This window comes from Chamaesiphon sp. GL140_3_metabinner_50 (assembly GCF_025361915.1).
In the GTDB taxonomy this organism is placed as follows: domain Bacteria; phylum Cyanobacteriota; class Cyanobacteriia; order Cyanobacteriales; family Chamaesiphonaceae; genus Chamaesiphon.
Genome location: NZ_JANYJC010000151.1, coordinates 1 through 12,843, shown reverse-complemented (window position 1 = coordinate 12,843; position 12,843 = coordinate 1). Strand labels below are relative to the sequence as shown.

Annotated in this window: 12 protein-coding genes and 1 pseudogene; 9 read left to right on the top strand and 4 right to left on the bottom strand. The window is 45.7% G+C overall.

Translation table 11 applies throughout. The features are described 5' to 3' along the window. Positions 1–882, bottom strand: an 882-nt coding sequence (locus tag Q0R35_RS07985) for an HAD-IC family P-type ATPase (protein ID WP_295615801.1), incomplete at its 3' end; no start/stop codon positions are given. Positions 883–970: 88 nt separating this feature from the next. On the opposite strand from Q0R35_RS07985, the gene Q0R35_RS07980 reads away from it, so the two are divergent. Together Q0R35_RS07980 and Q0R35_RS07975 are read left to right on the top strand one after the other, a co-directional pair. Continuing rightward, positions 971–2,083: a precorrin-8X methylmutase gene (locus Q0R35_RS07980; RefSeq protein ID WP_295615798.1), complete on the top strand. Its 1,113-nt coding sequence runs from the start codon at positions 971–973 to the stop codon at positions 2,081–2,083. Positions 2,084–2,211: 128 nt separating this feature from the next. Further along, positions 2,212–2,607: a nuclear transport factor 2 family protein gene (locus Q0R35_RS07975; RefSeq protein WP_295615795.1), complete on the top strand. Its 396-nt coding sequence runs from the start codon at positions 2,212–2,214 to the stop codon at positions 2,605–2,607. A 233-nt stretch (positions 2,608–2,840) separates the two neighbouring features. Here the strand turns inward: Q0R35_RS07975 and Q0R35_RS07970 are convergent, their stop codons facing one another. The 3 genes and pseudogenes from Q0R35_RS07970 to pyrE all read right to left on the bottom strand — a co-directional run bounded on the left by Q0R35_RS07970 (position 2,841) and on the right by pyrE (position 6,052). Beyond that, complete coding sequence (locus tag Q0R35_RS07970; protein WP_295615792.1) at positions 2,841–4,724, bottom strand: TIGR03118 family protein; 1,884 nt, start codon at positions 4,722–4,724, stop codon at positions 2,841–2,843. A 450-nt stretch (positions 4,725–5,174) separates the two neighbouring features. Continuing rightward, positions 5,175–5,339: pseudogene (locus Q0R35_RS07965) on the bottom strand (GNAT family N-acetyltransferase); the annotation flags it as partial. 107 nt (positions 5,340–5,446) lie between these two features. Then, positions 5,447–6,052: an orotate phosphoribosyltransferase gene (gene pyrE / locus Q0R35_RS07960; protein ID WP_295615786.1), complete on the bottom strand. Its 606-nt coding sequence runs from the start codon at positions 6,050–6,052 to the stop codon at positions 5,447–5,449. A gap of 181 nt (positions 6,053–6,233) precedes the next feature. On the opposite strand from pyrE, the gene Q0R35_RS07955 reads away from it, so the two are divergent. The 7 genes from Q0R35_RS07955 to Q0R35_RS07925 all read left to right on the top strand — a co-directional run bounded on the left by Q0R35_RS07955 (position 6,234) and on the right by Q0R35_RS07925 (position 12,821). Further along, positions 6,234–6,581, top strand: a complete 348-nt coding sequence (locus Q0R35_RS07955) for a hypothetical protein (protein WP_295615783.1) — start codon at positions 6,234–6,236, stop codon at positions 6,579–6,581. Positions 6,582–6,786: 205 nt separating this feature from the next. Then, positions 6,787–6,906, top strand: coding sequence for a photosystem II reaction center protein I (locus tag Q0R35_RS07950; protein WP_295615780.1), 120 nt, complete (start codon positions 6,787–6,789; stop codon positions 6,904–6,906). Between the two features lie 24 nt (positions 6,907–6,930). Next, positions 6,931–8,997, top strand: a complete 2,067-nt coding sequence (locus tag Q0R35_RS07945) for a DUF3769 domain-containing protein (RefSeq protein WP_295615777.1) — start codon at positions 6,931–6,933, stop codon at positions 8,995–8,997. Between the two features lie 206 nt (positions 8,998–9,203). Then, positions 9,204–10,586 (top strand): 16S rRNA (cytosine(967)-C(5))-methyltransferase, encoded by a 1,383-nt coding sequence (locus Q0R35_RS07940; RefSeq protein WP_295615774.1) that lies wholly within the window; start codon positions 9,204–9,206, stop codon positions 10,584–10,586. An 88-nt stretch (positions 10,587–10,674) separates the two neighbouring features. Next, a complete protein-coding gene (locus Q0R35_RS07935; RefSeq protein ID WP_295615771.1) occupies positions 10,675–10,974 on the top strand; it encodes a type II toxin-antitoxin system HigB family toxin in 300 nt (99 codons plus the stop codon). Continuing rightward, positions 10,958–11,383, top strand: coding sequence for a transcriptional regulator (locus Q0R35_RS07930; RefSeq protein ID WP_295615768.1), 426 nt, complete (start codon positions 10,958–10,960; stop codon positions 11,381–11,383). Before Q0R35_RS07935 ends, Q0R35_RS07930 begins: the two co-directional genes overlap by 17 nt. Before the next feature lie 106 nt (positions 11,384–11,489). Next, on the top strand, positions 11,490–12,821 hold the full coding sequence (locus Q0R35_RS07925; protein WP_295615764.1) for a homoserine dehydrogenase: 1,332 nt from the start codon (positions 11,490–11,492) through the stop codon (positions 12,819–12,821). Positions 12,822–12,843 lie beyond the last annotated feature (22 nt).

Below are 12,843 nucleotides of genomic sequence, written 5' to 3'. Positions count from 1 at the left end.
GGGCGAAGCCACTACCAAAAAAATCAGAGCGCGATACACCGTATTTTCCCAAGTCCAACCGAGTAGAAATGGTGGTAGAGTACCTAGCAAAATGCCCATCAGCACAATCGCTTTGGCATAGCCGCGCTCGAACCGTTCGATAAATTGCTGAGACGGCGGTATTTCAGTCTGAGCCTGTTCTACTAAGCGAATCACCCGCTGAATCAGACTACTCTCTGGTGGTTGGTGAATCTGAAGTTTCAACGCGCCAGTACCATTAATCGTTCCGGCAAACACCTCATCACCGACTGTTTTTTCAACGGGCATCGATTCACCCGTAATCGGAGCCTGGTTAAGTGCGCTAAACCCCTCCGTGACAATCCCATCCGTCGGTACCAATTCTCCTGGCTTCACGAGAACGCGATCGCCAATCTGCAACTCAGCCACAGCTACCATTTGCTCTTGCCCATCCACGAGCTTGCGGGCGGTATCGCTCGTCAGACTCATCAATCCCTGAATACTCCGCTCGGTGCGACTCATCGCGTAGCCCTCCAGCACTCCACTGATGGCAAAAATCAGAATTAACATCGCCCCATCAACGATAAAATAATACTCTTTACGCCACAGCCCCAAGAGCGCAGCTCCCAATGCTGCCACAATCATCAGTAGGTCTACATCGAGTTCTCGTTCCCGCCAGAGGGTAGTTAGTCCTTCACGGGTGTTTTCATATCCCCCAATGACATAAGCAGCGGTTAGGATGAACAAGCTTAACCCCAGCCACCCGCTATTGAGAGTGAACCAACCGAGTAATACCAGCAGGGCACAAGCTCCAGCCGCGATCGCATCGGGGTGTTCTTTCAATAGTGTTTGCCAACGGGAGGTAGAAAGTAAAGGGGAAGACATGGTAATAGTCAACAAAAATAGATGACTCTCTTACCCTACACCTTGACATCAATGTTAATGTCAAGGTACAAATCTAGATTTGTAAAATATGGACGCTCAATATTTAACAATCAAAGAACTCACAGATGCAGTTGGCGGCGATGTCACGCCCAGAATGGTGCGCCACTATCACACTTTAGGCTTATTGCCACCAGCCCAGCGATCGGATGGCAATTATCGACTTTATACCCCCCAGAATATTCAACAGCTACAGCGGATTGTTGCCCTCAAACAGCAAGGGTTTCAGTTGTCCCACATCCAACAGCTACTCACCAGCGATTCGGGTATCGATCTCAGTCCCAGCCTGATGGCTCAGTTACAGCAGCAATACCAGTTGGTGATTCAACAATTAGCGCGGCTACGGCATACAGCATCGGCGTTAGAGGGAATATTAGGGCGGGATGGGGATTGTCAGATCGTCCAAGCCTCCGCGATCGCTCAGTTGAAACTCCTGGAAGTGGAAAGTCAAGATCGACTGGGGGAACTCGAAGGACTTTGGCATCACCTAGATGGAGCGAAGGGTTTTCACCCCGAAGCCTTCAAGGAATCGCTACAACACCTATTACCAGATCTTTCTGGTCGATCGGAGATTGAAGTAGACTTGCTCTCTCAACTAGTGCTAGCTTGTGGTGATGTGAGCTTGGTTAATTTTGTCCGCTTGAGTGGAGATGCGATCGCCGCAGCGCGTGAGGCTCTCAAAAATGGATGCAAGATTGTGGGTGATGTACCTGCTGTGACTGCTACACTCGATCGAACTCGTTTAGCTCATTTAACCTGTCAAGTTGAGACTCTTATCGACGATCCTCACATCACAGGTGTAGTAGAAGCGGAGCAAGCATTCTGGCAGGATAAAGAGTGGCTAAATCGCCTTGAGCAAATTCCAGATCGTTCGATTCTGATAATCGGCTATGCGCCTTCGGTGCTGATGGCAGTTTGTAATGCGCTCGATCGGGGACAGCTTAAACCAGCTCTAGTAATTGGAATGCCGATCGGATTTAGTCATGCTCCCGCTGCTAAACGGCGACTGATGGCTGCTGACGTACCTTATATTACTATTCAAGGCACAATGGGCGGTGGATTGTTAGCAGCAGTGGCGGCGAATGCTTTGATTGCATCTCTATTAGAAAAACCAGATTGTCACTGTTACCTGAAATCGTCTTAGACAAGGGTGTATAATTATCCCGTAATTACCCTGAGCGATCGATGAATACTCGATCGCGAGGTTACAGCCGATAAATAGTTGGGCTGCTTTATTGTTTTAATAATATGCGGATTTGATGGTGAATAATTATGAGTTCAGAGCGACAGTTTTTGCAAAATTTATACGATGCTTTTAACAAACGCGAGATTGAAACGATCGTTGATGTGATGCACCCGGACGTGAAATGGGCGAACGGGGTGGCAGGCGGTTTTGTTTATGGGCGCAACGCGGTGCGCGAATACTGGACTAATCAATTTAAGGATATTCAAGTGCAGCTTGAAATCTTAAAGTTCGAGACGGATGAAAACAATCGAAATGTCGTTACCGTTCATCAAATTGTCAGAGATTTGCAAGGCAATTTGCTTGTAGATACAACAGTTCATCAAATCTTTACCATTGAGGATAGTTTGATTAGTCTTTACGAAATTGGCGAAACTGAAACAATCCAAGCGATGATTCAAAAGACGAGAACTTCCAATGAGTAATCGGGAATGCAGTTACAATTCGAGCCGTTGCTTTTACCGATCGCGAGTCCCAATCCCTGACTAGGCTGAGTTTATACCAATTTCCATAATCCCATGCTCGATCTGGCGATCGATCGGCTGGAATAATTTGACTGGGATGAGTCATTAAAGATTCAATAAAGGGCTAGTCGATCGATGCAAGTAGGCGTTTACCCAAGTAGAGAGTAAACGCCTATTTTTGCATTGGTAAAATCCTAGACGAACTGAATATTACCTTGAGTATTTAGCAGAGTTGCGAGTAAATCGCCACCTGCAAAAACTTGGGTATCACATCCAGACAATTGGGTAGTAATCGAGTCGGTTTTCTTCACACTGGTACCAAGACTAATCGAATCGTCAGCGTTAAAATTCCACACTGTTGCTGCGCCATCGCCTTTGTCTAAGATCAGTTGATTGGCTCCATCGCCTAAATAGACAGTATCATTGCCAGTTCCCGCACTGATGACCTCATTGCCATCACCGCCATAGATGATGTCATCTCCAGCACCTGTGTAGATGTAATCTCGATCGGAGCCACCATAAATAGTATTGTTACCCTTACCAGTCATGACGATATTCATCCCGTTACCAGTATCGATGTAATTATTCCCATTACCGAGAATGAATAGATCGCGATCTGCACCACCATAGGCAATGTTGTTACCATCGCCAGCCATAAAAATACCGATCCCGTTCTTGCCATACATGGTGTTGTCACCATTGCCGAGAGAGAAAAGATTTACTCCCTTATCGCCATCAGCAATATTGTTGCCATCTCCTAATATGCAAACATGGTCGCCATTTCCATCGAGGATTGAGGGATCTTGTGCCAGCAACTTGTCAGCGAGCTGTGTAAAATCAGTAATCTGTGCATCTGCGGGCAATAGCGGTAGTGAACCATCCCAACGGATGCGGCCAAACACGCCATCGGTTGCATTCTTAGGCCCTGCGGAATAGTAGAGCGAATCGGTATCGCCCAAGCTTGCACCATTACCAAACAGCATTCCCCAGATCCCGTCCGCAACAAGTGGTTGACCTGCATCATCGCGGACATAATCGATCGCTGTGTGAGTGTTAGGATCGAATGCGACAATAGTACCACTATTAAAATTTCCGACTAGTAGCGTATCGGATAATCCGCCAAAATTGTCTGGTGCGTAAGTCACTCCATAAGCTGCCTGGAGCAAACCACCATCGTCCCAGATCTGGAGGAGATTACCATCAGTATCAAATTCGGCAATTTTACTAGCTGGTAGCGGAGAACCCGGTAGTGGTGGTGCAGCAAAAAACACTGATGAAGGTGGCGGAGCTTCTCGCGTTGTGGCATAGGTGACAAACACTGATTCTTTGCCGTCCTTGTTGGTCAAGGTTTGGACATTCAATGGTGCGAAGCCGCCTATTTGGAGACCCTCCTCACCGACAAAGGGGTTGACGAATCCGCTGGTGGCTGAGATGTCCTTGAAGTTGCCATCAAAGACTTGAATGCGGTGATTGTCACTCACGTCAGCGGCATAGAGATGGTTGCCAGCTTTATCGACGGCAACGCCAAAGTAGATGCTATTGTATTCGCCTTTAGCTTCGGCATTACCGTCGATGACTGGAATGGCGGCACTGGGCCACTCAAATGTGCCATCTGGCAGTTTTCGCTCTGTCCAAGCGGAAATTATCCCGTTAATTGAACCAAAGAAAAACTTTGTCGGTGCGGTAATCGCGCCAGTTGGATAGTCTTGAGTAATGACAAAATTACTCGATGGGTTAAATACACTTCCGGTGGGACTTCCTTGGGCACCATCGGGGCCAGGGGGTATTGTGACTTCTTCTAAAAGATCTTGATGCAAGGGAGTACCATTGACATCGCCGACATACTCGTAGGAAATGCCCGAACCATTGCCTATGACCCAAAAATGCCCGCCGGAACCTGCCGGACGGTAGGAAAGACCCCAACCATGAGTGAACGTAGGCTCCAGAATCAAAGGATTGTATTCTGCTTTGTTGGCCACTAAGTTAGTCTGACCGTAAGAGTTGCCACTCAGTTTGCCGTTGAGTAGACCGAGAATACTAGTTTTGTCGAAAACCACCGAGCTATCGCTGTCTGCCATAAGTTATACACTCTAGTTGAGGAGAATCATCTATTAACTACAATATACAATTTAAATACAAAAAGCATACACTGAGATCTCTCATCCCCGATCGAGCGATCGGTACGCTCTGCGGTCGCTCTGCGGTTTACAGCACAATTGAGATTACTTAAAACCCGCCAAATTGCTGACTTTCATACTGAGTCAGCTATGATACCGATACTTATTCGATCGCCTAAACGATCGTCATTTTTATTGTTTAGAACTGGCATTATAGTGCCGTTACAAGTAAATAAGCCGATCGCCCCGATCTCCCGGCGAACCACTGTAGTTAAGTGTAACAAATTAGACTATTCATGCGACTAAAAGTATTACAGCAGTCAAGGCGATCGCGATCGCGCCACCAATTCAGGCTGGTGGTAAGTTAATCGAAATCATCATCGTCGCTAGCATAAATTTAACCGCAAATGTCTCAAGTCGATCGACCATTGCATCGCTAACGGTTCGATCGAGTAGATTAGGATAAAATTCCATCACGCGCGGATCGGCATTAAGTCGCGCAAAATGTTCTCGATCTGATTCGCTCCATTGGCGTAATTTCAGTCGCTCTGTCTCAAATTCAATTAATTCTGCCACAAGTGTTATTGAGAAGTTCGATCGATTGATTCAAGCTGGACTAAAATACCTGAAACCTAGTTGGTGGGCATTGCCCACCCTACTGGCTAAAACCTAAAGCCTAAAACCTAAAGCCCTAATTCCCGATACCTAGCTTGTAAATCTTTAATAGTAAATACCGTCTCAAAGTGTAATCCTTGAGCAGCGTAAAATTCAGCTCCACCTTGTTCGCGATCGACCAATGTCAACACTCGATCGACAGTATAACCCGCCGCTCGGAGTCTTTCGACCGCCTTAATTGCCGATTGTCCGGTAGTTACCACATCTTCTAGTACCACAACCTTCGCGCCCGGTTTGAGCGTAGCACCTTCGATATAGGCTTGGGTACCGTGTCCTTTAGCTTCTTTGCGAATGATTAAAGCCGGAATAGATTTACCTTCATAGACAGACACCACACTCACCGAAGACACGATCGGATCTGCGCCCAGAGTCAATCCTGCGACGGCATCGGTATCTTCAGGTAGCATGGCAAGTAAAATCCGCGCAGTGGCTACAGCTCCCTCTGGGTGAAGTGTAACCTGTTTACCGTTGATGTAATAAGTACTTTTTTGACCTGAAGAGAGGGTAAAATCGCCTTCCTTATAAGCCAACCGACAAAGTAAATCTAGCAAATGTTGGCGCAAAATAGTTAGATCGATCGTCGGATAGGGAATATTGCCAACAGGTGAGTACATAATTTAGATATTTAGATGCTTGGATATTAAATCTTATCCCAGTCCCGATCGAATATCTCGATTTCGCTCGGTGGTGGCTGTGGATAGCAGTTAGCCGCCGTAGCAATAAAAAGATCGAATCTTCCTGATTCAATCGTCCACCAGTTGAATAACGTAAGTAAGTGATATAGAGGTCAAATCCATGATGAAATTAAAAACGATCTGTTGTCTGGCATTAACGGTGGCTGCGGCTGGCTGTTTGGCACCCCAAGCACAAGCAGATACCATTTCCGATGAAATCAGCCGTGCGATGTTCGCGCAATCGGGCGATCTCTATCGTAATACTGGCATCGATCGTCAAGCAACTCTATTACTCGGTTTGAGCTATCCCGATTTAGAAGCTGTCGGCGATGCTCGTTCGGTAAATAGAATTTATCAAGATGGGATTCGTCAACGCACTAGCGATCCGATTCGCACTGCCGATATACCCAGTCCTTTTAACACTTCGATTCTAACTAATCCCCGCCTACTCAGCCCTAACAAGCAGTAGAGAGATGGGAGATAGGAGATAGGAGATGGGAGATGGGAGACGGGGGAACGGGGAGGATGGATGTATTTTTAATCCAAAATACTCCTTACTCCTTACTCCTTACTCTCCCATCTCCGTTCTCCCATCTCCCACCTCCCCTCTATCTCAACATGCTGGTCTTCAGCTATGATAAGGAGTAACGTAAACTTACGGAGATACCGGATCGATGCTCACTCTAAAAATCGTAGTAAATGTTGTAGTTGCAATATTTTTACTTATATTTATCTTTGGCTTCCTTTCTAACGACCCTTCCCGGAACCCAAACAACCGCGATCTGTCTGAATAATATAGTTCAGATCGATTGTTAAAGATGAAGAATCACAGCGTGGGGAAAAAGTCAGATCGGCAGGTAGCTTGGCGAACCTGTAAAGTCGCTCGGTATTTATTATTAATATTGGTCTACTACTCGATCGACATTTCTCTACGTCCGGCGTACGCGCACGCTGAACCCATCCCCAGTCCGGTAAATATCGCCTCAGACCGTCGATCGGCACCCTTGACATACAATATAGTCCAAACCGATCCGCAAGCACCGCCCACGACGAATATTAACGCACCCAACGGCACGATCGAACTCAATGCCGAGCAGCAAGAATTTAATAATAATACCCAGATAATTACAGCCAATGGCAAGGTAGTGGTACGATTCAATAAAGCCATACTGCAAGCCGATCGATTGCGTGTCAATCTCAAAACCAAAATCGCCGTCGCCGAAGGTAATGTTTCACTAATTCGGGGCAAGCAGATTTTATATGGGAAGCAGTTTGAGTATAACTTTGAAGGAGATCGCGGGAGTATCCTGGAAGCGCGTGGAGATATTTTTCAACCGACATTGGTTAGCGATCTCAATTTAGTTCAAAAAGCGCGTACTTCCGTCCCCGCAGGCGATCTGCCAGTTGTAGAGCCGCTATTGAGCGATCGATTGCGGAACGACCAACCAGTTACCAATATTCAGAGTACCAGCTCGACGGGCATAGTTGTCGGCGACGAGCGCAACATCGACTATCAACCGACGCTCAAACCCAGCGGTAAAATTAGCCGTTTGCGGTTTCAGGCGGACAAGGTAGACTTTTTGGGCGCGCAGGTGACGGCGGAAAAAGTCAGAATTACTAACGATCCGTTTTCACCGCCAGAATTGCAAGTTAAAGCCGACAGAGCGCAGTTTAAAACGATTAATAGTGAAGAAGATGAAATCGTTACTACTAATCCCCGCATTACAGTCGAAAATAACTTCGATATCCCGATTCCTCAAAATCGGTTATTAATTAATAAGTTAGGTAAAAGTCCCAATCCGTTTAATATTGGCTTTGATGCTCAAGAACGTGGCGGTGTATATGTTGAAAATAGCTTTTATCCTGTATTCGATCCGAGATTTAAAGTCACAATTACTCCTCAATATTTCGTTCAAAAAGCAGTTACCGGGTTAAACTTTTTTGATGGTTCGGTATTTGGTATCAAAACAAATGTAGAAGGAAATCTCAGCCCCGATACCACCGTTCTTGCCTCGGCATCGATCGCCGGGTTGCGTTTCAATGAACTCGGTAATAACTTCCGTGGTAAAGCCACCGTCAAACAAAATCTTAATTTAGCCAGCATTCCTCATTCGCTCACAGGCGAAGCTGTATATCGCGATCGAATTTTTAATGGTTCGCTGGGTTTTCAAGATGTGCAGTCGAGTATCGGCGGCGTATTAACCTCATCGGTGATTCCGATCGGCAATACTGGTGTCAATTTTGATTATCAAGTCGGCGCGCAAATTATTACGGCTAATACCGACCGACGGGATTTAATTGCTGCTAATAAGTCGCTCGATCTCGTTACGCTCAACCGCTATCAAGCCTCGGCAAATATTACTAAAAGTTTTCGACTTTGGGAAGGTAAAGGTTTACCGCCAACCGAGAAAGAAACCTATAATTATAGTCCCGTTCCTGTCGTCCCATATATTCAACTTAACACCGGGATTCGCAGCACATTTACTGGATATAGTAATGGTGATAGTCAACCCCTACTCGGCTATAATGTTGGCATTCAAGGACAGTTTGGTAACTTCTCCAAGCAAACATTTGATTATACCGGATTTAATATTAACTACTTCCAACAATTTCGGGGCAAAGAATCACCATTTCTATTCGATCGCGTCGTCGATAATCGGATCCTATCCGCCGGGATAAATCAACAAATTAGCGGCCCATTTCGATTGGGAATTCAATCCTCGCTCAATCTAGATTCCGGTCAACAAATTAGTACCGATTACTATGTAGAATACAGCCGTCGTACTTATAATTTTGTAGTCCGATACAATCCAACTCTCGGCATCGGTTCGATCGGTTTTAGACTCAATGATTTTAATTGGGATGGGATTACGCCTCAATTTTAGATGGGAGGTGGGAGGTGGGAGATGGGAGTAAGGAGTAAGGAGTAAGGAGTAAGAAGTAAGAAGTAAGAAGTAAGAAGTAAGGAATGGAGGACGTTTGTTATGTATTTCTAATCCAAAATTACTCAGTCCCCTAGTCTCCTAGTCTCCTTTGTCCCCTCGTCCCCCGTCCCCTATCTCCCAACTCCCAACTCCCAACTCCCATCTCTATGAATCCTCGTCAACTAGTATTATTTGCACTCAAAGATATCGAGACTGGTAGCTTTGTAGATATTGTTACCGATCGATTGTTGGGTAAGTTTGAATTATCGGCAATCGATCGCAATTTATTTACCGAATTAGTCAATGGCATCGTCCGACGCAAACGGACTTTAGATGCGATAATCGATCGATTAGCCAGTCAACCCGCACATCGTCAACCGCCGAACTTACGCCAATTATTACGCTTGGGATTGTATCAACTGCGATACCTCGATCGCATCCCCGATTCTGCGGCTGTTAATACTACTGTAGACTTAGCTAAAGCTAACGATCTCGCTGGTTTAGCTGGCGTAGCAAATGGAATTTTACGTCAATATATTCGCTTGCAAAATGAGGGCGCAGAGGTACTGAATTTACCAGAAGACCAAATCGCAAGGCTAGGTACTTTATACAGCTTTCCTGACTGGTTAATCGAGCAATGGGTCGCCGAACTGGGTCTAGAGGAAACCGAACTATTATGCCAAGCTTTCAATCGATCGCCGAAAATTGATGTGCGGGTAAATAGTCTCAAAATTGAGGTAGATCTACCATCGACAACACCACAATTAGTAAAACTGCAACAGCAACGCGATAAATTAATCGAGATCTTCCACACTGCTAATATCGAGTCGATCCCGATTCCATACCTATCCCAAGGATTGAGATTTGTCGAAAATGTCGGAGCGATTAGTCAACTCCCTGGCTATCAGGAAGGGTGGTGGACGATTCAAGATAGTAGTGCCCAACTTGTCACCCAAATTCTCGATCCGCAGCCAAATGAAGTAATTATAGATGCTTGTGCGGCACCCGGCGGCAAGACAACACATATTGCCGAATTAATGGGTAATACCGGACGAGTTTTAGCGATCGATAAAACAGCTTCGCGACTGAAGAAAATGCAGCAAAATTTAGTCAGATTACAACTCGATCGCGTGGAGGTTTTAACTGGCGATAGTTGTGGTTTGAGCGAATTAATTAATACTGCCGATCGGGTATTATTAGATGCACCCTGTTCGGGATTGGGTACCCTCCACCGTCGTGCTGATGCCAGATGGCAAAAAACACCCGCCCAAATTCAGGATTTAGCACAATTACAAGCCAAATTACTGGCGAATACTGCCACTTGGGTAAAACCGGGTGGCGTGCTGGTATACGCTACTTGTACCGTATGTGCGATCGAAAATGAAGATGTAATTTTACCGTTTTTAAAAACTCATCCCGACTGGCAAATCGAACCACCACCCACCGATTCGCCACTAGCTGACTTAGCTAGCGATGCTGGCTGGATTAAAGTTTGGCCGCATCGCCTAGAAATGGATGGATTTTTTATCGTCAAACTTCGCCGCAGTTGATTAAAATTATAATAGAGTATCTATTTCCCTCCCAAGTTTGGTAACTTGAAACATAATTAAGCTACTGCATTTATTTTGCGCTACTTATATGCATCTTATCTCTGCTAGAAATCTTAAAATAGCGGCATCTCACTATCCCGATCTAGCAGAAAATATCCAGATTATCTGTAAAAACATCCAAGACTCTAGCTGGAAGCACTTATCAGATCTCCAACAGGTTTATCCTTCTGCTGAAGCTGTTAGCAACTTCACGGTTATTAATGTAAAGGGCAATAAATACCGATTAATTCTCAGCATTGACTATGAAAAGCAGGTTGTCTACTTCAAGTATTTGTTAACTCACGCAGAATACAATAAAAACGATTGGAAAAATGACTATTACTATTAATCGCAGTAATTATATCGATCTGTTAAACGAGGTACAACTCGTACCTAAAGTAATTGAAACTGAAATTGAATACGATCGATTTTTAGCAGTTACCGAAAAATTGCTGTCTAAGCGGCAAAGCCGGACACCAGAAGAATCTGCATTATTTATGTTGCTGGTAAAACTAATTGAAGATTATGAATCAGAACACTACCCGCTGACAGAATCGACACAAACTGCACCGTACAAATTCTTACAACACATGATGGAAGCAAGAGAGATGAAGCCAACCGATCTGATGGGATTACTGAATATCTCTAAGGAGTTGGCTAGATCTATTTTCAGTGGAGAACGAGAAATAGATCGATCTCAAGCTCAACATCTCAGCGATTATTTTAAGGTATCTGCTGGCAACTTCTATCATAAATGATGCTAAGGCTTTGTTGTCGATCGGAGAGCGATCGGGGCAAATCATCCGGTATCGGCGATCTAATGTGAAAGAGCCGTGCGAACTAGTTTAAGATCGAAACTGGAGCGTGAATCTAAAAAATAAAGTTGTGGTTAAAATAGGCATCCTCGGACTGGGTACTGTGGGTACGGGTACAGTTCAAATTTTACAAGATCCAGTCGGCAGACATCACCTCCTCCAAACTCTGGAAATTGGGCGAGTCGGAGTCAGATCGATCGACAAATCGCGCGATGTCGAATTACCATCAGCATTAGTGACGACAGATCTCGACTCGATCGTCACAGATCCTGAAATTGAGATTATCGTCGAAGTATTAGGTGGCATCGAACCCGCCCGCAGCCTGATTCTCAAAGCGATCGAACATGGCAAACACGTCGTCACCGCTAATAAAGCCGTCATTGCCAAATTTGGCGACGAAATTTTTACCGCAGCCAATCGAGCTGGTGTCTATGTCATGCTAGAAGCGGCTGTCGGCGGGGGGATTCCCGTCATTCAACCCTTAAAACAGTCCCTGGGTGTCAACCGAATTCAACGCGTAACGGGGATTATTAACGGTACCACTAATTATATTCTCACCCGCATGACCGTCGAAGGTGGCGAATTTGCTGATATCCTTGCCGATGCTCAAAATCTCGGCTACGCGGAGGCAGATCCGACCGCTGACGTGGATGGTTTGGATGCGGGGGATAAAATCGCAATTTTGGCATCTCTCGCCTTTGGGGGCAGAATTAAGCGCGATGAGGTGTCTTGTGAGGGGATTAGGAAAATTAGCGCGACAGATATCGCCTATGCCGATAAGCTCAATTTTGTCATTAAATTACTGGCGATCGCCGAACGGGTAGAAGATGGCACGGTATCGGTGCGAGTCCACCCGACTTTCGTGCCCAAAGATCGCCCCCTAGCGACAGTCAATGGCGTGTACAACGCGATTTTAATCGAAGGCGACCCCTTGGGACAAGTGATGTTATTCGGCCCCGGTGCGGGGGCTGGTGCGACAGCCTCAGCGGTAGTTTCCGATCTGCTGGCGATCGTCGGTGTCATCCAATCTAAACCCAGTCGCGAAGATGTGGTAAATTCGCCCAGTACGGCACTCCATCCACTGTTGAGCTGTAGTCACGATGGCTACATCGATCTAGCTCCGCTAGCGAGTTTGCGGAGCAGTTTTTATGTCAGATTCTTGTGTATGGATGTACCTGGTGTCATCGGTAAGTTAGGAACTTGTTTTGGATCGCATCATGTCAGTATTGAATCGATCGTCCAAACTGGCTTCCAAGCAGATCGCGCCGAAATCGTCGTCGTCACCCACGATGTCTCTGAAGGCGATTTTGAATCGGCATTAGCCGAAATTCGCAAGTTAGACTCGATCGCCAGTATTCCCAGTATTATTAGAGTGCTTTAGGGGATAGGTTTTAGGCTTTAGG